Source organism: Alphaproteobacteria bacterium (genome assembly GCA_040216735.1).
Lineage (GTDB): Bacteria > Pseudomonadota > Alphaproteobacteria > SHVP01 > SHVP01 > CALJDF01.
The window spans coordinates 334,363-355,285 of sequence record JAVJOO010000004.1 but is presented as its reverse complement, the minus strand read 5'-3'; the positions used below and the strand labels follow the sequence as shown (position 1 = coordinate 355,285).

17 protein-coding genes are annotated in these 20,923 nt (G+C 60.8%); 5 read left to right on the top strand and 12 right to left on the bottom strand.

Going from position 1 to position 20,923, the window contains the following annotated elements; genetic code table 11:
* Window positions 1-21 precede the first annotated feature (21 nt).
* From RID42_12105 to RID42_12090, 4 genes are all read right to left on the bottom strand, one after another.
* Window positions 22-1,062 (bottom strand): aromatic ring-hydroxylating dioxygenase subunit alpha, encoded by a 1,041-nt coding sequence (locus RID42_12105; protein MEQ8248412.1) that lies wholly within the window; start codon window positions 1,060-1,062, stop codon window positions 22-24.
* Between the two features lie 60 nt (window positions 1,063-1,122).
* Window positions 1,123-1,950, bottom strand: a complete 828-nt coding sequence (locus tag RID42_12100; protein ID MEQ8248411.1) for an alpha/beta hydrolase — start codon at window positions 1,948-1,950, stop codon at window positions 1,123-1,125.
* 68 nt (window positions 1,951-2,018) lie between these two features.
* Complete coding sequence (locus tag RID42_12095; protein ID MEQ8248410.1) at window positions 2,019-2,753, bottom strand: ABC transporter permease; 735 nt, start codon at window positions 2,751-2,753, stop codon at window positions 2,019-2,021.
* Window positions 2,750-3,634, bottom strand: a complete 885-nt coding sequence (locus RID42_12090; protein ID MEQ8248409.1) for an ABC transporter ATP-binding protein — start codon at window positions 3,632-3,634, stop codon at window positions 2,750-2,752. The genes RID42_12095 and RID42_12090 overlap by 4 nt, the downstream gene beginning before the upstream one ends.
* Before the next feature lie 114 nt (window positions 3,635-3,748).
* On the opposite strand from RID42_12090, the gene RID42_12085 reads away from it, so the two are divergent.
* Genes RID42_12085 through RID42_12075 form a run of 3 tightly spaced genes read left to right on the top strand, consistent with a single transcriptional unit; the run spans window position 3,749 to window position 8,621 of the window.
* Window positions 3,749-4,348 carry a PadR family transcriptional regulator gene (locus RID42_12085; protein MEQ8248408.1) on the top strand — a complete coding sequence of 200 codons (600 nt, stop codon included), beginning with the start codon at window positions 3,749-3,751 and terminating at the stop codon, window positions 4,346-4,348.
* Window positions 4,345-5,445 carry an efflux RND transporter periplasmic adaptor subunit gene (locus RID42_12080; GenBank protein ID MEQ8248407.1) on the top strand — a complete coding sequence of 367 codons (1,101 nt, stop codon included), beginning with the start codon at window positions 4,345-4,347 and terminating at the stop codon, window positions 5,443-5,445. The genes RID42_12085 and RID42_12080 overlap by 4 nt, the downstream gene beginning before the upstream one ends.
* The gene (locus RID42_12075; GenBank protein MEQ8248406.1) at window positions 5,442-8,621 is read left to right on the top strand and encodes an efflux RND transporter permease subunit; all 3,180 of its coding nucleotides are present in this window, start codon (window positions 5,442-5,444) and stop codon (window positions 8,619-8,621) included. The genes RID42_12080 and RID42_12075 overlap by 4 nt, the downstream gene beginning before the upstream one ends.
* 2 nt (window positions 8,622-8,623) lie before the next feature.
* Here the strand turns inward: RID42_12075 and RID42_12070 are convergent, their stop codons facing one another.
* From RID42_12070 to RID42_12050, 5 genes are all read right to left on the bottom strand, one after another.
* Window positions 8,624-10,528 carry an ABC transporter ATP-binding protein/permease gene (locus RID42_12070; protein ID MEQ8248405.1) on the bottom strand — a complete coding sequence of 635 codons (1,905 nt, stop codon included), beginning with the start codon at window positions 10,526-10,528 and terminating at the stop codon, window positions 8,624-8,626.
* 86 nt (window positions 10,529-10,614) lie between these two features.
* Window positions 10,615-11,715 (bottom strand): Ig-like domain-containing protein, encoded by a 1,101-nt coding sequence (locus RID42_12065; protein ID MEQ8248404.1) that lies wholly within the window; start codon window positions 11,713-11,715, stop codon window positions 10,615-10,617.
* Between the two features lie 84 nt (window positions 11,716-11,799).
* Window positions 11,800-12,705, bottom strand: a complete 906-nt coding sequence (locus tag RID42_12060; GenBank protein ID MEQ8248403.1) for a cytochrome c — start codon at window positions 12,703-12,705, stop codon at window positions 11,800-11,802.
* 13 nt (window positions 12,706-12,718) lie between these two features.
* Window positions 12,719-13,195, bottom strand: coding sequence for a cytochrome c (locus RID42_12055; protein ID MEQ8248402.1), 477 nt, complete (start codon window positions 13,193-13,195; stop codon window positions 12,719-12,721).
* A 59-nt stretch (window positions 13,196-13,254) separates the two neighbouring features.
* Window positions 13,255-13,638 carry a hypothetical protein gene (locus RID42_12050; protein MEQ8248401.1) on the bottom strand — a complete coding sequence of 128 codons (384 nt, stop codon included), beginning with the start codon at window positions 13,636-13,638 and terminating at the stop codon, window positions 13,255-13,257.
* Here RID42_12050 and RID42_12045 point away from each other — a divergent pair.
* Window positions 13,631-14,215, top strand: coding sequence for a TIGR00730 family Rossman fold protein (locus RID42_12045; protein MEQ8248400.1), 585 nt, complete (start codon window positions 13,631-13,633; stop codon window positions 14,213-14,215). The two genes, RID42_12050 and RID42_12045, sit on opposite strands and share 8 nt — an antisense overlap.
* A 114-nt stretch (window positions 14,216-14,329) precedes the next feature.
* On the top strand, window positions 14,330-15,544 hold the full coding sequence (locus RID42_12040) for an NADP-dependent isocitrate dehydrogenase (protein MEQ8248399.1): 1,215 nt from the start codon (window positions 14,330-14,332) through the stop codon (window positions 15,542-15,544).
* A gap of 13 nt (window positions 15,545-15,557) precedes the next feature.
* On the opposite strand, the gene RID42_12035 is transcribed toward RID42_12040, so the two are convergent.
* The 3 genes from RID42_12035 to recA form a co-directional block, all read right to left on the bottom strand.
* Window positions 15,558-16,775 (bottom strand): cyclic nucleotide-gated ion channel, encoded by a 1,218-nt coding sequence (locus RID42_12035; protein MEQ8248398.1) that lies wholly within the window; start codon window positions 16,773-16,775, stop codon window positions 15,558-15,560.
* 10 nt (window positions 16,776-16,785) lie between these two features.
* Window positions 16,786-19,437: an alanine--tRNA ligase gene (gene alaS / locus RID42_12030; GenBank protein ID MEQ8248397.1), complete on the bottom strand. Its 2,652-nt coding sequence runs from the start codon at window positions 19,435-19,437 to the stop codon at window positions 16,786-16,788.
* A 216-nt stretch (window positions 19,438-19,653) separates the two neighbouring features.
* Complete coding sequence (gene recA, locus RID42_12025) at window positions 19,654-20,742, bottom strand: recombinase RecA (protein ID MEQ8248396.1); 1,089 nt, start codon at window positions 20,740-20,742, stop codon at window positions 19,654-19,656.
* Between the last annotated feature and the right edge of the window lie 181 nt (window positions 20,743-20,923).

The window sequence follows — 20,923 nt, the reverse complement described above, 5'->3', positions numbered from 1 at the left end:
TGTCTGGATTTCCTGCGTTGGCTATTCCGCTGCGCGGCTGTTCGCGCCGCGCTCGGCGGCGATCATGGTGTCGAGAATCCGGCGCGCCCGGATACCGCCGCCGTCGGCCGAGATATTGACGGTTGGGCGGTCGGGAAAGCGGTCCATCCCCGCCTGCACCGCCTCGATCGCCATGACGTCCTCGGTAAAGGCGGTAATGAACTGCGCCTTCACCGTGGCCGAGACCTCGGCCTCGCCTTGCCGGAAATTGCGCACGTGCGTCCAAAAATAATAGCTCGTCGTCGCGGTCGATGGCGTTACCAGGTTGAACGCGTGAAGTTCGATGCCCTGGGACCGATCGCCCTGCGGCGCGCCGCTCCCGGCAATACAACTGCCCATATCGACCTCCACCATCGCCGGCGGGGTAAAGGTAATGATCTGCCAGCGGTCAACGTTCTCCGTGAAGCCACCTAATTTCGCGTAGACCGGCGCTGCGGTGCGGTCGAGGATCCACCGCGAGACGACAACGGTATCGCCCTTGCGCTCGGTCGTCTGAGGTATTTCGGCGACATCGGCGGTGCCGAGCGTACTCTTGTGCAAAAAGCTAACGTGGCTGGGGTCGAGAAGATTGTCCGCCACCAATCGGTAGTTTCCACGCACCGGGATTGCATCGCCACAGACCACCGCCCATTCGGGATGGTCGTTACGCCAGATGTCGGGCACCAAGTCGGGGTCAGCCAATGCCGGGTCGCCCATCCAAATCCACACGAACTTCCAACGTTCGACCGTCGGGTAGCTGCGAATGTCAGCACCGCGCGGCACGATCTTCTGGCCGGGCACATGAACGCAAACGCCGGTGCAGTCGAAGGCCATGCCGTGATAGCCACAGACGATTCCGTCGCCTTCGAGGTCGCCGGCCGAGAGGGGGTAGTGACGATGCGAACACCTATCCTCCAGGGCGACCGCGGTACCATCCTCTTTGCGGTAAAGCACCACCGGGTCGTCCAAAAAGACCCGACCGATCAAATGCCGCCCGACCTCGTGCGCGGCCGCTGCAACATACCAGCAGTTTCGCAGATACATCCGTTCGTCCTCCGTCACGTCCGAGCGTAGCGGGCGCGGACACAGCCCTCAAATCGTACGTTAGGCGAGGCCCTCGACAAAATCGGCAAGATCGCCGTTGAGACGGTCCGCTGCTTCCCAGAACGGGCTATGGCCAATGCCGTCGTAGATGACCATTTTCTTGTTGTCGTGGGGAATTTGCCCGAGCGTGTACTCGCCTGCGAACGGCAGCACGATTCGGTCGGCCGAACCGTGCACCTGCATGAACGGCACGTCGAGCTTGCCGAACACGTCGCCGTTGTCAGCAACGCGGCCCAGCATCCACTGGCGAATCTCGGGTTGCACCATCATGTTGTAGGCGAGAAGCAGGTCGAATTCCGAAGGCGGCAGCGGCTTTTCAGTGCAGGCCCGAAGAAATCCGATCGTCCCATCGATATTGGCTTTAGGGTCGGCCGAAAACATGCCGCCGAGGTTGTCGGCTGCACCCCGACCGAACATCTTGGCGGTAATGTCGGTGCCCTGCTGGGTCGGCGACGAGATCAAGAAAAGCCCCCTCATCCGCCCGGTTCCGTAATGGCGTATGTAGTCGGCCGCCCAATTGCCGCCCATCGACCAACCAACGAAAACAAAGGACTCGATCTCGCAATGGTTGAGCACGGCATCGATGTCGTCGGCGATGGGTCGCGCGTCGTTATAGGCCTCGGGCGCCCAGGGCCGACCCGACGCGCCGTGGCCGCGCATATCCATCGACACCAAGCGAAACTTCTTGGCCAAATCGCTATCGCGCTGGCGCTGAAAGCACAGTGCGGCTTGGTTGAAACCGTGGACCAACAAAATGGCCGGGCCCGTGCGGTTGCCCTCGTCGTACACGGCGATATCGACGCCGTTGCCACCCTTGATCCGCTCCATGGCCTCGCCTCCCCTGCGCGCTTTAGACGTCGATCTTTAGGGCAGCGGAGCCACGCCTGCAACCGGGGTTAGTGGTATTTCGCCCCTTCGTCGCGGCGATAGCCCGCCGCGGCAAGAGCGCCAAAGAGGACCGTGTAGCCGGTCAACCACAACCATGGCTCAACCGTCCAAGGTGCACCGAGAACCGAGGCCCAAGCCAGTTCGCCGATTTGGCGGGTGGGCAGCACGTTCGAGATCGAATCGAGCAAGGTCGGCATGCTCTGCGGCGGAATGAACAGCCCACCGCCGAACGCAAAGGCGAGGTGAAAAATGTTGGCGATCGGCAAGGCGGCCTTCGGCGACGACCAGTATCCGATGGCAATCCCAAAGAGCCCCATGGGGATCGCGCCCACGAAGACCGCCACGGCAAGACGGCCCCAAGATGCCACGGGCATACCCACATCGGTGATCGCCAACGCCACGGCAATCAAAACGGCAACGGCGGCGACGGCGAATGTCAGGCCCGACAGAAGGGTTGCCGCGAAACGTGTCCCCGGCGAAACCGGCAGAACGTGGGCGAACTTCTCCCAGGGCGACTCGCGTTCGGCAGCAATGCCCACCCCAAATTGGAAGAAGGTCACGCCTAGCGCCGCAAAGATTGCAAACGACGCCATGACGATATTTGCGCCGTCCCGGGTATCCGCCACCGACGTTCCGATGAAGATAAACACGACGCCGGGAATCAGCATCGTCACCAATGAATACGCCGGGGTCCGAATGAGCCCGATCATCGTGGCGCGGTAGTGCTCGAGAATCAGCTTCATTGACGAGCCTGTGCGGTAATCGACACGAACGCCTCTTCCAAACTTGCCGGCGTCACTTCGAGATTTGAGAACGGGCTGCCGCCCGCGACCAACGCGCGTACGAGCGCGTCGGCATCGTTGGTGTAGATGGTGGCCCGTGCCGCGTCGCGTTCCACCCGTGTGACCGCCGGCAGATCGTCGGGTACATCGCCTTCGAAGCGGACCCGGCTTTGCCCGACCTTACGGCGTATGTCGTCGACGCTCCCCTCCGCCACCGCCCGGCCCTTGTGGACAACGACGACCCGCGACGCCAAAGCCTCCGCCTCTTCAAGATAGTGCGTGGTGAGCACGACGGTCCCGCCGTCGTTCCGATAGGCAACGATGGCGGCCCACAACGCGCGCCGCGCATCCACGTCGAGGCCGGTTGTCGGTTCGTCGAGAAATACCAGTTCGGGGGCACCGACGAAGGCGAGCGCGACCGCAAGCGTTCGTTTTTGCCCCCCGCTTAGGCCCCCAACCTGGCGCGCCGCCAAGGGCCCGATGGGAAACCGGTCGAACAAGACCCGGTCTGTTAAGGCGTTTGGATAGTGGGCACGGACGAGGCGGAGGATTTCGCCGACGCGCAGCGCGTTGGGAAATCCGCTCTCCTGGGGCGTCAAGCCAATGCGGCGGCGAATGCCGACCTCGCGCGGGTGCCCGCCCAGTAGTTCCACCGAACCTGAATCCGGCCGGCGCGACCCGGTTAGAACGGCCAACGCGGTGGTTTTGCCGGCACCGTTTGGGCCCAGCAACGCAACGATTTCCCCTTGGCAAAGGGTTAGGTCCAATCCATCCAAGGCGCGGGTGGTGCCATAGGTCTTCACGACATCGGTTAGTTTGGCCGTTTGGTTGGGAGGTGGCATCGGTAATCGGCGCAGTTTTGCGCACCCGCTCCTTTTCCCTTGAAATGACTGAAGATCGTGACTATTGAATATATATCACTTCAGTATATTACTTGACAATATGTCGGGGTTCCTTTGCACGTCAAAACTCTCTGCCTTGCGATTTTGTCGATGGGCGATGCATCCGGATACGAAATCAAAAAGCTCCTGGAAGGGCCGTTCAGCCACATCCACGAGGCCAGTTTCGGCGCCATTTATCCGGCTCTGGCCCGCCTCCAGGAAGAAGGCTTGGTGACCTGCGAAGAGCGAAGCCAAGAAAAGAGGCCCGACAAGAAGGTCTATACGCTGACTCAGCAAGGCCGGTACGAACTCATCCAAGAACTGGAAATCGTCCCCGGACCGGACCGGATCCGTTCGGACTTTCTCGTCCTGATGCTTTACGCCCACCTTCTGCCGCCCGCCCATATCGAAAAGGTCCTCGATCGACGTCTGGATATCTATCGCGGGGTACTTGGCGAGTTGAACAACGTCGAGGATTCAGCGGTCCTTGCCGGCGAGGACTCGTGTGCCGAGTTCGTGCGCGGTTACGGCAAGGCTCTGCTAACGGCCGGTCTTGAGTACATCAAAGAAAACCGTCACCTCGTCGAGGGCGCCTCTTTTCTGGGCGGATCGACACGCAAACCCATTGCAACCGACGACAAAGAGGAGCGCCCCGTGGGGGCGGCAGCCGAATGAAAAAATCAATCGGGATTGCGGCCCTTATCGCTTTGGCGGTCGCCGGCTGGATATTTAGCGCCAACTGGTCGGACGCCGAGGACGCCGCGATGGTTGCACCCGCGCCCACCAATGCGGCAGCGGAAGCAGCTAAAACTGAAAAACTAGACGTGTTGGTCGAAATAAACACGTTCGTCGCGGAACCGAGAATGCGGCGCATCGAACTGCGCGGCAGAACCGAGGCCTCCCGTTGGGTCGACATTCGTGCCGAAACCAGCGCGCGCGTCACTGCCATCAATGCGCAAAAAGGCGCCCGCGTACGCGACGGCGATGTCATCGCCGAACTAGCGCTGGAAGACCGTGAAGCAAAGCTGGCGGAAGCGATTGCCCTGGTGCGGCAGCGCCAGGTCGAACACGAAGCATCGCAACGCCTGAGCGAGCGCGGCTACCGTGCCCAAAACAAACTCGCGGAATCCGCGGCCCTCCTGGACAAGGCGCTGGCGGCGCAGGCCCAGATTGAACTGGACATCGAGAACACGAAAATTAGAGCACCGTTCGATGGGGTGCTTGAATTGCGACACATCGAAATCGGCGACTATGTCTCGCGTAACATGGTTGTTGCACGCGTCGTCGACCAAGACCCCTACCTTGTCGTAGGCCAAATCTCCGAGATCGATATTCCATTCATGAAGGTCGGCGACACGGGCGTCGCCACCCTCGCATCGGGCGAACAGGTCGAAGGACGCGTGCGCTTCATTGCCACGACCGCAGATCCTAAGACCCGCACCTTTCGCGTCGAAATGGAGGTGCGCAATCGCGACCGCACGCTTCGCGACGGGCTAACGGCCGAGATCAAGATCGAAGTCGACCAAAGCATGGCGCACCACGTCAGTTCGGCGATCTTGACGCTGAACGACGAGGGGCAACTGGGCGTGCGCGGCGTGGATGCGAACAACCGCGTCGTGTTCTATCCAGTCAAAATCACCGACGACACCGGCGACGGCGTTTGGGTTAGCGGGCTACCCGAACGGGTCGACGTGATCACGGTGGGTCAGGAATTTGTTCGCGCGGGCGATACCGTCCGAACCAAGCGAGCGGTGGACGGAGCCAATTCATGAACGCCATCATCGACGCCGCCCTCGCGCGCTCGCGTGTCGTCCTACTTGGACTCGTCGTCATTCTGATTGCCGGCCTCGTCGCCTATATCGAAATTCCAAAGGAGGCCGAACCGGACGTCAACATTCCCTTTATCTATGTCTCGATCAGTCACTCGGGCATCTCGCCGAACGATGCCGAACGCCTTCTTGTGCGGCCGATGGAAAAGGAACTGAAGACCATCCAAGGCATCAAGAAGATGACGGCAACGGCCTCAGAGGGCCACGCCTCGGTCCTGTTGGAATTCGAAGCAGGCTTTGACGCCGACGGCGCCCTCGACGATGTTCGCGCGAAAGTCGACATCGCGAAGGCCGAATTGCCCGACGATACCGACGAACCGACGGTCAACGAAATCAGCACCAGCGGCTTTCCGGTCCTCGTCGCCACGCTATCGGGTGGGGTTCCCGAACGAACGCTCTACAAGATGGCAGACCAACTGAAGGATGCCATCGAAACCATTCCGACGGTTCTCGAAGCCAAGATCGTCGGCGACCGCGAAGAAGTCCTCGAAGTGATCGTCGAGCCGCTTAAGCTCGAAAGTTATAATATCTCGAACGAAGAACTGATCCGGACGATCAATCTCAACAACCAGCTGGTGGCCGCAGGGGCGTTGGCCTCCGGACAGGGCAGATTCTCGGTCAAGGTTCCCGGACTGTTCGAGTCCGCCCGCGATGTCTTGGATCTCCCGCTAAAGGTCAGCGACGACGGCAACGGCGTTGTCAGCCTAGGCGATGTGACGACCATCAACCGAACATTCAAGGATCGGACCAGCTTTGCCCGTCTCAACGGGCAACCGGCCGTCGCCCTGGAGATCACCAAACGATCCGGCACCAACATCATCGAAAACAATCTCGCCGTGCGCCAGATGATTGCCCAGGTCACCGCGGGCTGGCCCGACAACGTGCAGGTGACTTTCAGCCAAGACAAGATGACGTTCACGCAGACCATCTTGTCCGAGTTGCAGAATAATATCGTGAGCGCCGTTCTCCTTGTGATGATCGTGGTGGTTGGAGCGTTGGGCCTGCGCAGCGGGCTGCTTGTCGGCGTCGCAATCCCAGGATCGTTCCTGCTCGGGATCCTGATTATTTCCATGCTGGGCCTGACCATGAATATGGTCGTCATGTTCAGCTTGATTCTCGCGGTCGGGATGCTGGTCGATGGCGCAATCGTCGTGACCGAATTTGCCGATCGTCGAATGGCCGAAGGCGCCAGTCGAATGTCGGCCTATGGTGAAGCTTCAAAACGCATGGCCTGGCCAATCATCGCCTCGACTGCGACGACCTTGGCAGCCTTTGCCCCCCTTCTCTTTTGGCCGGGAATTGTCGGCGAGTTCATGGGGTTCCTGCCCGTCACTTTGATCGCCACGCTGACCGCTTCGCTCATCATGGCATTGATCTTTGTCCCTACGTTGGGTGCATATTTCGGTAAAGCGAGCTCGCTTTCGCCCAAGACCGCCGCGCGCTTTCACGCCATGGAGGACGGCGACATCAATACGATCGGCGGTATCGTCGGAATTTACGTCAAGGTTCTGAAGTTTTTTGTGAAGCCCGCCCCGATGCCGCTGATTACCGCCATCGGCTCGGTCGTCTTATTGGTTGGCGCGGCCCTGCTTTACGCGCAACACGGAACCGGCGTGATCTTCTTTCCCAACGTCGACCCTGACAACGCCCGCGTGCTGGTCCATGCACGGGGAAATATGTCCATCGAGGAGCGCGATTCGCTTGTCCGAAGAGTTGAGGATCGCGTCCTGCTGGTCGACGGCATTCGCACGGTCTACACGCGAACCGGCGCGCAGGACCAGGGCGGCACCGACCCGGCCGACGTGATCGGGACCATGTATATCGAATTTTTCGATTGGCACGAACGCCGCCCTGCCGCCGAAATCCTCACCCAAATTCGTCAAGACACCGCTGATATTCCCGGAGTCCGCGTCGAAGCCCGCGAGCCCGAGGAAGGCCCCCCGACCGGCAAGGCGCTCAGACTTGAGCTCGCCTCGCCCGACCCCGAGGCACTGAACCTGGCGGTGGAACGGATCAACGCGGCGATTCAGGACCTACCTGGACTGATCGACTACGAAGACAGCCGCCCTATCCCCGGGATCGAATGGCGTCTGTCTGTCGACCGCAACCAAGCCGGGCGCTTTGGCGCCGACGTCGCATCTGTCGGCAACGTCGTCAAACTCGTGACCAACGGGATCAAAGTCGGCGACTATCGACCCGACGATGTGGACGAAGAAGTCGATATTGTCGTGCGGTTTCCCGAGAACGAGCGAACCTTGGCGATGTTGGACGAACTCCGCATCCTAACCGCCAACGGACTTGTCCCGGTCAGCAACTTCGTTACGCGTGAAGCCAATCAAAAGACCGGCTCGCTCGAACGAGTTGCGGGAACGCGGGTTCTTCGAATTGAATCAGAAGTTTTGCCGGGCGTCCTCCCCGACGACATGGTGAAACAGATTCGGGCAGAACTCGAGAATGTCGACCTTCCGCCCAACGTGCTGATTTCATTCAAAGGACAGGACGAAGAACAGGCGGCAGCTGCAGCGTTCCTGGAGAAGGCCTTCGTCGTCGCTCTCTTCATCATGGCCATCATACTGGTCATGCAGTTCAATAGTTTCTATCACGCCTTTCTGATCTTGAGTGCCGTCATCCTGTCTACCATCGGCGTGATTATCGGCCTGCTCTTCACCGGCCTACCCTTCAGCATCGTCATGACGGGGGTCGGGATCATCACCCTTGCCGGCATCGTCGTGAACAACAACATCATTCTGATCGATACCTATCAACTGCTGTTGCGGACTGGGATGGATCCCTACGAAGCAATCTTGCGAACCGGCGCGCAGCGTTTGCGCCCAGTATTGTTGACGGCCATTACGACAATCATCGGCCTGATGCCGATGGTGACAGGGGTTGGAATCAACTTCATTACCCGCGAAATCAGCGTGGGTGCCCCGTCCACCCAATGGTGGGTCCTTCTGGCGACAACGGTCGCCTCCGGTTTGGCCTTTGCAACGGTTCTCACCCTCATCATTACGCCGAGTATGTTGGCGCTGGGGATCAAGACCAACCACATCATGAAAATGACCGGCGGCATGTTCCGGCGGCAACGACCCGGAACGGTTGCAGCGCCCGCCGAGTAAATCTATTCGCCGGGCACAGGCGCTGTGTCGCGCGGCAACGTCGCTGTTGGACCGGTTTCGCTCGATTCCTCCAGCGCCTTGAGGTGTTCGGCCGCCTCTTGTTGGCGGTGCCACATCGTCGCGTAGAGACCGCCGCGCGCGAGTAGGTCCTCGTGGCGTCCCCGCTCAGCGATCTTCCCGTCATCCAGAACCACGATGTCGTCGGCATGGATGATCGTCGACAGTCGGTGAGCAATCATGATGGTGGTTCGATTGCGCGAAACGTCTTGCAACGACCGTTGAATATCCTTCTCGGTTCGGGAGTCCAAAGCGGACGTTGCTTCGTCGAAGAGAAGAATTCGGGGACGCTTGAGGATGGTGCGCGCAATGGCTACCCGTTGCTTTTCCCCACCCGATATTTTTAGGCCGCGTTCGCCGACAACGGTGTCGTAGCCGTCAGGCGTATTCTCGATAAATGTGTCGATGCTGGCGAGTTTCGCCGCCTCGACAATCTCTTCGTCGGTCGCATCGGGGCGCCCATAACGAATGTTATAGCGAATGGTGTCGTTAAAGAGGACGGTGTCCTGCGGCACCACGCCGATCGCCGCCCGTAGGCTGTCCTGCGTCACGGTTGCGATGTCCTGGCCGTCGATCCGAATCGATCCCGAATCGACGTCGTAGAATCGATACATCAACCTGGACAAAGTGGACTTGCCCGCGCCGCTGGCTCCGACGACCGCAACCGTCGACCCGGCCGGCACCTCCAGCGAGAAGTCCTTCAAGATGGGCCGTCGCCGATCGTAACTGAAGGTCACCGATTCAAAGGCAATCCGTCCCGGCCCGGCCACCAGGGGCTTGGCGTCCGCGGCATCGGCAATCTCTGATTCGACATCGAGTAACTCGAACATCTTCTCCATGTCGACAAGGGATTGCTTTATCTGTCGATAGACGAAACCCAGAAAGTTGAGCGGCATGAACAATTGGGTCATGAACGCACTGACCGCTACAAAATCGCCGGGCGACATACTGCCCTTGACCACGGCTTGGGCGGCAATCAAGAGCGCACCGGTGGCGCCGACGCCCATCACCACGGCTTGCCCGACGTTCAAGATGGCGAGCGAGGTCGTGTTCTTGACCGCGGCGGTCTCGTAGTTGCGCATCGCCACGTCGAACCGCGATGCCTCCCACGATTCGTTACCGAAATACTTTACGGTTTCGAAGTTCAAAAGGCTGTCGATCGCCTTCGTCATCGCCTCGTTGTCGCTCCGGTTCATCTCGCGGCGATACTTCAACCGCCATTCCGTCACGGTCATGGTGTAGGCGATATAGATCGCCACCGTCGCAAAGGTGAAGAGCGCGATGGTCCACGAATAACGGCCCAACAAAATGGCCGTGACCATGCCGATTTCGAGCAAAGTCGGCACGATGTTGAACAGCGAGAAACTCAGGATGAAGTCGATCGCTTTGGTCCCGCGCTCGATGACCCGCGAAAGTCCTCCGGTCTGACGCTCCAAGTGAAAGCGTAGGCTAAGGCCGTGGAGGTGGCGGAAGGTTCGCAGCGCCACGGTCCGGATCGCGTGCTGACTGACCCGCGCGAAGATCGCATCGCGTAACTGACCGAAGGCCTGGGAAGCGATGCGCGCCACGCCGTACATCACGATGATCGCGACGGGAACGCCGACCGCGCCCGCGACTAGCGGGTTCGTATCCGATAGGGCGGCGAGACTGTCGACTGCCTGTCCGAGCAGAATGGGCACGAAAACGACCGCTATTTTCGACGCGACGATAAAGGCCACCGCGCCGACAACCCGCAGTTTGAGATCGAACCGTCCTTCGGGCCAGAGGTAAGGCATCAAATCGATCAAGGCGCGCAGTTGGCCGCCCTTTCGCGTACCGACCGAATCGCTGTCAAAGGTCGTCTTGGCCATGCTCAACCCATTGTTCGATTTCGTCCGCCACCGGGGCGGACATTGAGACTACGTGGGGACCGCCACCGTAGGCGCTAGATGGAAGGTCAGTTCGTTTTGGGAATCTCGAATACCTGACCGGGGAAGATCAGGTTTGGATCGCGAATTTGCTCTTGGTTGGCCGCATAAATGACCGTGAATCGGGGGCCGCTGCCATAGGCGACACGCGCAATACGCCACAGCGAGTTCCCGGGCTGAACGATGACCTGCCCCTCGCGGACGATAATCCGAGAAGGTTCTGCACGAGTGAACGGCGTCGCCGCCCGCGCAACCACCTTGCCGCCGGATTCGACCTGATCGACACGCAGTTCGTAGTCGCCCGGTTTGAGCGAGTCCTCGGGCAGCAACACCCAGTCACCGCCGGGATCGGCACGCGACACCCCAACTAGACGCCCGTCGGCATAGGCGCGCACTTCGGTATCGGGTTGCCCACGCCCAGAGATCACAACGTTTCCTTTCGCATCGTAGTCGACGACATCGATGCTCACGCCGCCCTTTTTTGTCGACTCCGGCGGCGTTGAACCAGGGCCTTGGAGGACCCGGCTTCCGCCTTCACCGCCGCGCGGCGTCAGGATCGCAAGGGGCTGTCCGGGCGTCAGGCCGCCCTCGTCGCGTTCTGGAACGGCAAGGACAACAACCTGCTCGGAATCGACGGACTCGCCCCCCTCTCGGGTCGCGACAATAGACAATTCGCGCGCGCCGGCATCGAGTTGGCGCTGCGGGATCAGCACCCATGCCCCCTGCGGATCGGCGGTCACCGTGCCCAGGGGCATTCCTTGATCGAACACCGTTACGGTGGCCCCGGGTTCCGCCCGGCCGGCGATGACGGCGCTACCGTCGCGGGTGACCCGCACGACATCGAACGTCGGCACGACCTTGGGCGCTTGCAGCCCGTTGGACGGCTGTGTCGACGGGACCGGCTGCGTTGCCGTGGCGCTGTCCGTGGTTGCGGGCGACGTTGGCGGTGCCTGTCGAGTCGATGCGGTGGCGTCTTTTTCCCGAGCGGACGGGCCGGCATCCGGCTTTTCGCCGATCGATTCCGTCGTCGCCGGCGCGCTGCGGTCGGCAATCTCCGGTTCGGGCAAGAACACCAGCGCCCCCGCAATCGCGAGCGCAATGATGACGGCAGGAACGATGAATTTCAGCACACGCCGTGCTCCCATGGTGAGCTGTGGCAGCCCTACCCTACTACACCTAGGGCCGAGAGCGAAGGCCCCTACTAAACCGGCGACCTAGCGGCGCGGGACGTCGTTGACAACCGCCGGCACCGACCGCAGGTAAATGGCGATAGCGTTGAGGTCATCGTCGGATAGGTCTTTCAACCCGTGTTCGATGGCTTCCTCCATCGTCCCCTGGACGTTGTCGAAGTCCGGCTTGAACGTCGTTTTGAGCAGATTCACGATGTCGCCGGTCGACCAGGTGCCGATGCCGGTGGCGTGATCGGGCGTAATGTTGGGAGCCCGTGCGCCTTCGGGACCATCGAGGGTGCCGGCCATATCCATGCTGTCGCGGAGACCGCCAAGAACATTGCGCGGCGTGTGGCATTCGCCGCAGTGAGCGGCCGCTCGGACCAGATAGCGCCCGCGGTTCCATGCCGCCGATTGCGCCGGATCGGGTTCCTCGGGTCCGCGGTCCAAGAACAGTTGCTTCCAAAAGAATTGGCCGATCCGGACATTGAACGGAAACGGGACGTCGTGCGCGGGCGCGACCGCCCGAACCGGTTCCAACGAAAACAGATAGGCCTTGAGGTCCAGCATGTCCGAGTCGGTCAGCCGGGTGTAAGAAGTATAGGGAAACACCGGGAAATAGTGTTGCCCCTTGGGACCGACGCCATCGCGCAACGCCCGAACGAAATCCGCGTCGCTCCATCCCCCGATCCCGGTTTCGAGATCTGGCGTGATATTGGGCGAATAGAAGGTCCCGAACGGCGTGGCAAGGGGCCTGCCCCCGGCGTAGGCGGCACCGTCAGCCTTGTAGTGGGTATGGCAGGAAACACACCCCGCGGCCTTGGCGATGTAGGCCCCGCGCTCGGCGTCCTGGCCATGCGCCGGCCCAATCGCAGCCGCGAACAAGACCGCCGCAGCGTACAGCAACGAACGAAGGGGCCGCGTCGCCGCGGCCCCGTCGATCCGATTCAACGGTCCTCCCGTCTTAGGATTGCGGCAGGCGATAGGCCTTATGGCACGCCCCACACTGCGCTCCCATTGCTCCCATGTTTTGCCCGACGCCGGCCATGTCGCCGGCAGCGGCGGCGGCGGCAACCTTCTGCGAGGCATCCTGAAGCGCCTTGATCATCGCCATGGGCTTGTCGCCATCGGCGAAGAACTCAGGTTTAAGTTTCGAGCCAGCTTCCGACCCTTTCGGAAACAGGTCGTCCAACATGGCGCTCAGCCCGGCGAGCGATGCGCCATGGGCCGCGATATCGTCCTTGTTCTCGACCTTGCCCTGCAAGATCGCCCCGACCGCACCCATATGCGCCCCGATCGCCCGCATCACGTTAACCCGGTATTTCATCGCCTCGGCGGCCATATCGCCTTCGACCATGCGTTCCTGGGCCTGGGCCGACCCGGCCACGACCCCGGCAACCAGCAAGGCCGCCGCTACAAACTTACCAAAACGTCCATTCATTGAGAGATCTCCCCGTCCAAAAATATGCGTCGCAACTGGTAAACACGCTACCGAAGCCGTTATTCCCCGCGCGGCGGGATTTCGACGGTTTGGGCAACGCGCCCGAATCCATCGACATTGTCGTGCGCGCGGATCGTCACTCGTCCGACCGTATCCGGCAGCCTAACGCCGCCTAGCGACCGCGTGAACGGTTGTTCATCGACATGGGGGTGGAGAAGTGTGCGGGTGGCCAATACGCGCCCATCGAGCGCCACGACTTCCCATTTGTCGGCATAATGGTCCCAACCGGTATCCGGATGGCGTACGGTCACATCGAACCGGTATAGTCCGGGGCCCACCTGAGCGACCCGAACTTCCAGAACATCGGCGCTGCCTGCATGGGACGGCACAACCGCCCAGAGCGTCATGACAACGACGAGGAGTCTTCCGAGTAGTATGGCCAACGTTACCTCACTGTGCGTCTATTGCGCGTCGAGCATCCGCGTCGATCAAACCTACAAGGATGCCGCGGTGCGTCTCGGTGAAATCCTCGCCGCGCGGCGCATTACCTTGGTGTTCGGGGGCGGTCGGGTCGGCCTGATGGGGCTGATTGCGGATGCCGTGATGGCCGCCGGCGGCGAGGCGATCGGGGTCATCCCGCGGCACCTTGAAGAAGCCGAGGTCGGCCACCAAACCGTCACAAAGCTGCATATCGTCGAGAACATGCATGTCCGCAAGGAAATGATGTTTCGACTTGCGGACGCCTTCGCCGTTCTTCCGGGCGGATTGGGCACATTAGACGAGACCTTCGAAATGATCACGTGGCGGCAACTCGGACTCCACGACAAACCGATCGTCCTCGTCGACGTTGCCGGATTTTGGCAGCCACTGTTGCATCTGGTGAATCACATTTGCGAGACAGGCTTTGCCGCGCCCCACGCCCGCGATCTTTTCACGACGGTCCCATCGGTCGACGACCTTTTGCCGACCATCGAAGCGATGCCGGAATCTCACCTTCGGTCTTCCATCGATCGTCTTTAGGCGCTGAAAACGGCCCCTCTCCGGGGTTGAACCGCGGCTTGCCAGTGGTATTGTGCGCACGCTCCGATCCCCTCAGGCGACCCCATAAAGCCTAAAAGAAGGAAACTCCGTCCTATGGCGAAGATCAAAGTCGACAATCCGGTCGTCGAGCTCGACGGCGACGAGATGACGCGGATCATCTGGCACTTCATCAAGGACAAGCTGATCCTGCCCTACCTGGATATCGACCTTAAATATTACGATCTCGGCATCGAGGCGCGGGACGAGACGGACGACCAGATCACGATTGACTCGGCCGAAGCCATCAAGAAATACGGGGTCGGGGTAAAATGCGCCACGATCACGCCGGACGAGGCCCGGGTGGAGGAATTCGGACTCAAGAAAATGTGGCGTTCCCCAAATGGAACGATCCGCAACATTCTGGGCGGCACGGTGTTTCGCGAACCCATCATTTGCACCAACGTGCCGCGGCTGGTTCCGGGCTGGACCGACCCCATCGTGATCGGCCGCCACGCATTCGGCGATCAATATCGGGCGACGGACTTTGTGGTACCCGGAAAAGGCAAACTGTCGATCCGGTTCGAACCCGAAGACGGCAGCGCGCCGATCGAACATGACGTTTTCGACTTTCCGGGCGGCGGCATTGCGATGGCCATGTACAACCTAGACGAGTCCATTCGCGGCTTCGCGCGGGCATCGCTGAACTATGGTTTGGCACGCAAGTGGCCGGTTTATTTGTCCACGAAGAACACCATTCTCAAAGCCTATGACGGGCGCTTCAAAGACCTGTTCGAAGAAATCTATCAAAGCGAGTTCAAGAAGAAGTTCGATGCGGCCGGAATCACCTATGAACACCGGTTGATCGACGACATGGTCGCCTCCGCCCTGAAATGGAGCGGCAAGTTCGTTTGGGCGTGCAAAAACTACGATGGCGACGTTCAGTCCGACACCGTGGCCCAGGGGTTCGGTTCGCTTGGCCTGATGACGTCGGTGTTGATGACCCCTGATGGCGGCACGGTCGAGGCCGAGGCGGCTCACGGCACGGTGACCCGCCATTACCGGATGCATCAGAAAGGCGAGGAAACCTCAACCAACCCGATCGCATCCATTTTCGCCTGGACCCGCGGCCTCATGCACCGCGCCAAGCTCGACGACAACGATGCGCTCAACACGTTCGCCCTCACCTTGGAGCAGGTTTGCGTCGGCGCAGTCGAAGCCGGTCACATGACCAAAGACCTAGCTGTTCTGGTCGGCCCCGATCAAAAATGGATGACCACCAATCAGTTTCTCGACAAGTTGGACGAGGGGCTGCAAAAGGCGATGCAATAGCCGCTTCGACCCTCTACCGAGGCCGCCGTTTCTCGGCGGCCTCGCCCAATTCGTCATGTTCGTGATCGACCTGCCAAGCAAAACGCTCCTCGGCGACTTGGGTGATTTGTTCGCTCAGTTCTGGGTCTTGCTCCATCAGGGTATGGAAGTCGTCCGCGTTCAACACGAGTAAGCTGACTTGGGTAAGCGCCCGGACAGTCGCGTTGCGCGTCGTGCGTTTGAGCAGGGCGACCTCGCCGAAAAAATCCCCTTCTGCCAAGACGATCGGGTCGGCTCCTATCTCGAGTTCGACCTCACCCGACGTAATAAAGAACATGTCGTGCGCTTCCTCTCCGCGACGGGCAATGATCGTCCCAGAAGGAACCAAGCGCGCCCGCAGCAAGCTAGAAATCCGCGAAACGTTTTGAGGGGCGAGCTGGGAGAACAGCGGCACGCGCGCCACCATACCCCAACTGACAACAAAATCCCGCCGGTGGATCTCGCTCGAAAACCCCGACGCGATGATGCCGATCGGAATAGCGAAAGTTCCTATTCCGATGATCATCACCACGCCACCGATGAAACGACCCAGAGGCGTTAGTGGAATGACATCACCGTAGCCGACGGTCGTGAGCGTGGCGATCGCCCACCACATGGCGTCGGGGATACTGCCGAACGCTTCGGGTTGGACTAGGCGCTCGGCGTGATACATCGCAGTCGCGGCGATCATCAACAGAACCATCATCACGAAGATCGCGGCGCCCAGGGCGCGGCGTTCCTCGTACAAGACGCGCCCTAGAGATGCCAACGCGGGCGAGTAGCGGGCGAGCTTCAAGAGCCGCATCAATCGGAAGACCAGGAGTATCCGCAGGTCCGTCCCGTTCATGAAGAGGGTCAGATAGAACGGCGCGATCGCGAAGATGTCGATAAGGGCAAATGGGCTGACGAGGTAACGTATGCGCGCCCCGACCGGGCCGAATCGGCGGAGCGGAAGGTGTAGGTCGGCCACCCAAAGGCGACCCACGAACTCGGCTGTAAAGGTGACCACGGTGACGATTTCAATCCACCAGAACACGTCCCCCCAGCGTGCGTCGATTTCGGCCACCGTCCCGAGGGTCACCGTCGTGACGTTGACCAAGATGAGCGCCATCATGGTCCAGTCGAAAACGCGGCTGATCAGATCATCGGCGTGACCCGATTCAAGAATGCGATAGGTGTTTTGTTTGAATGTCCTATCGCTGCGGTCGGTCATGACCCTACCGTCACCCGGCACTCGCGATCGCCTGTTCGACCGCTGCGAGCGCCTCGGTCAAACGCGCCCCGTCGGGGCCGCCGGCCTGGGCCATATCGGGCCGACCGCCGCCGCCCTTCCCACCGAGCGCGGCCGCGCCGGCCTGAACCAAGTCCACGGCACTGAACCGGGAGAGAAGATCCTCGGTCACGCCGACGACCAGCGCCGCCTTGCCGTCCGACGCAGTCGCAATCGCAACGACGCCCGATCCGAGCGATTTTTTTGCATCATCGGCCATGCCGCGAAGCTCCTTCGCGGGAACCCCATCCAATGCCTGCCCCGCGAACTTGATCCCATTCACCGTACGAACCTCCGCGCTGCTTTGGGCGCCACCCGACGCCATCGCGCGCCGGGTGTCGGAGAGTTCGCGTTCGAGCCGCTTGCGGTCCTCGATCAACCCGGCCAACCGTTTACCGAGCTCGGCCGGCGATACTTTAACGAGAGCGGCGGCTTCACGGATGGCCTGTTCCTGTTCTTGAACATAGGCGAGTGCACCGCCCCCTGTTACCGCCTCAATGCGGCGAACGCCCGCCGCGACCGCGCCCTCTGAAACGATCTTGAAGAACCCGATATCGCCAGTACGGCCCACGTGGGTACCGCCGCATAACTCGACCGAATAGCGATGACCGTCCTCGCGGGCCCCGCCCATCGCCACCACCCGAACTTCATCGCCGTATTTTTCGCCGAACAGCGCCAAGGCACCGTGTTCGACGGCTTCCTCCGGGCTCGCGAGGACCGTTTCGACTGCCGTGTTCCCGCGCACCTCGCCGTTGACGAGCGCCTCGACGCGCACGATTTCTTCGTCCGAGAGTGCCTTCGGATGGCTAATGTCGAACCGCAACCGGTCCGGGGCGACCATCGAGCCTTTCTGGGTGACGTGATCGCCCAGCACTTTGCGAAGCGCCGCATGCAGCAAATGGGTGGCGGAGTGATTGGCCCGCACCGCCATGCGGCGGTCCGCATTGACCCGCATTTCCAGCACATCGCCGGTCTTGACGGTCCCGCGCTGGACCCGGCCGACGTGCACATGGAGATCGCCCACCATTTTGCGCGTGTTGCTGACGGCAATCTCCAACCCGTTTGCGCCGATCAGAATACCGGTGTCACCGACTTGTCCGCCGGATTCGCCGTAGAAGGGCGTTTGATTCATCACCACGGCAATGTCATTGCCGTCGTGCGCGGCATCGACTTCGGCCGCTTCGACGAGAAGCGCTTCCACCCGGCCCTCGGCGACTTCCGTGCCATACCCGAGAAACTCAGTCGCGCCGGCGCGTTCGCGAATATCGAACCACACCTTGTCGGTGGCCTGGTCGCCGGAACCCGCCCAGGCGGCCCGCGCATCGGCGCGCTGCTTTTCCATGGCTTTGTTGAACCCGGCAACATCGACGGCGCGCCCTTGGGCACGCAGCGCATCTTGGGTCAGGTCGAGGGGAAAGCCGTAGGTATCGTAGAGGCGGAACGCCACGTCGCCCGAGAGCGGCGTGCCCTCGGCAATCTCCGCCACTTCTTCTTCGAGCAAACGTAAGCCGCGCTCCAGGGTGCGCCGGAAGCGGCTCTCCTCCAGTTTCAGCGTCTCGGTGATAAGGGCCTGGGCGCGGAGGAGTTCGGGATAGTGTTGTCCCATCTCGCGGACCAATGCCGGGACTAGCCGCCACATCAGCGGATCAGGCACCCCCATCAAGTGGGCATGACGCATCGCGCGGCGCATGATCCGCCGCAGCACATAGCCGCGTCCCTCGTTCGACGGCATCACACCGTCCGCCATGAGGAAACTGACCGAGCGCAGGTGATCGGCCACAACGCGGTGCGATACCGCATGGGGTCCGTCCACATCGGCGCCGCTGACCTCCGCCGAGGCCAGGATCAGATTGCGCATCAGGTCGATGTCGTAATTGTCGTGTTGGCCCTGGAGGACCGCAGCAAGACGCTCCAACCCCATGCCGGTATCGATCGAGGGCTTGGGCAGGGCGACCTTTTCGCCGTTACCCATTTCTTCGAACTGCATGAACACGAGATTCCAAATTTCAATAAAGCGATCGCCGTCCTCGTCCGGGCTGCCGGGAGGGCCGCCTGGAATACCCTCGCCATGGTCGAAAAATATCTCCGAGCATGGACCACACGGCCCGGTATCGCCCATCCGCCAATAGTTCGCATCGGTCGGAATGCGGATGATGCGGTCATCGGACAATCCGGCGATCTTTTTCCAGAGCTGGGCCGCGTCATCATCCTCGTGATAGACCGTGACCAAAAGGCGTTTGGCGTCGAGGCCGTATTCCCGCGTGATTAAGTTCCACGCGAGCTCAATCGCCTGATCCTTGAAATAGTCGCCAAACGAGAAGTTGCCCAGCATTTCGAAGAACGTATGGTGGCGCGCGGTGTACCCTACGTTATCGAGATCGTTGTGCTTGCCGCCGGCCCGCACACATTTTTGGCTGGTGACGGCGCGCGCATAGGGCCTCGTTTCCGCACCGGTGAACAGGTTCTTGAACTGCACCATCCCGGCGTTGGTAAAGAGCAGCGTCGGATCGTTGTGCGGGACCAGCGCGCTGGAGGACACCACCGTATGGCCATGCCGCTCGAAGTAGTCGAGGAAGGCCGTTCGAATCTCGTTTACGCCACTCATGCCGTTACCCGCTCCGCGCCATGTCGGTGCGGCCCTAACCCGTTGGATTTTCTCTGTTCTACCACGTCAAAGCCGGAGCTTTTAGCCCCTGTCGGGTGGCCGCGTCCAGTTCGACCGCGCGGCGAGTCCATGGAGCGCACCACACTCAACCCAAAGAAAAACGCGCGAGCCGGTGGCCCGCGCGTCAAGTGGAGAGGAAGAAGATTGGTTTAGGCTTCAGGCTTCCAGGGCGGTATCCGCGGCGTCGGTGACCTCACCCGTTTCCGGGTCGATCTCGTCGCTGACCACCAAACCTGCATTGCTACGGATAGCCGCTTCGATCGTCGCAGCAATATCGGGGTTCGTCCGCAGGAACTGTTTGGCGTTTTCGCGGCCTTGGCCGATCCGCTGGTCCTGATAGGAAAACCACGATCCCGATTTGTCGACGACGCCGGCTTTAACGCCAAGGTCGATCAACTCGCCGGATTTCGAGATCCCTTCGCCGTACATGATGTCGAACTCTACGACCTTGAAGGGCGACGCCACCTTGTTCTTGACTACCTTGACCCGCGTTTGCGAGCCGACGACCTCGTCTTTGTCTTTGATCGCACCGATGCGGCGAATATCGAGGCGGACCGAGGCGTAAAACTTGAGGGCGTTGCCGCCCGATGTGGTCTCAGGATTGCCGAACATGACCCCGATCTTCATCCGGATTTGGTTGATGAAGATGACCATGCAGTTGGACCGCGCGATCGAGGCGGTCAGTTTGCGCAGGGCCTGGCTCATCAGCCGGGCCTGGAGGCCGACATGGGTATCGCCCATTTCGCCTTCGAGCTCCGCCCGCGGCACCAGGGCCGCGACCGAATCGATCACCAATACATCGATGGCGCCCGAACGCACCAACGTGTCGGCAATCTCAAGCGCCTGCTCGCCGGTATCGGGCTGGGAAATCAACAGTTCCTCGACATCGACGCCGAGCTTTCGGGCGTAGGCCGGGTCCAGCGCGTGTTCCGCGTCGACAAAGGCGGCAACGCCGCCGAGGCGCTGGGCTTCGGCCGCGGTATGCAATGCGAGCGTCGTCTTGCCGGAGCTCTCGGGGCCGAAAATCTCGACAATCCGCCCCTTCGGCAACCCACCGATCCCCAGTGCAATATCGAGCCCGATGGATCCGGTGGAAATCCCTTCGACCTCGATCACCTGATCGGTTCCGAGTTTCATGACGGACCCCTTGCCGAAGGCCCGCTCGATTTGGCCGAGAGCCGCCTCAAGCGCCTTTTTCCTATCCATCGAGTCCTTTCCCACAAGCCGTAATGCAACGTCCGACATCGAACACTCCTTGTTATTTCACAGCGCCTTAGGCTTTCCTAGTCCTACGGAGGACCGATTTCCCGGCGCGGTCGCAACAATGTACATGCTTTGTTCTCATCGTCAATGTTTTCTTTTTGTTCTCATTCGAGGTTGCCCACCAACCGACTGCCACCGCAGCTTATGCAGAGGCCAAGCGGAT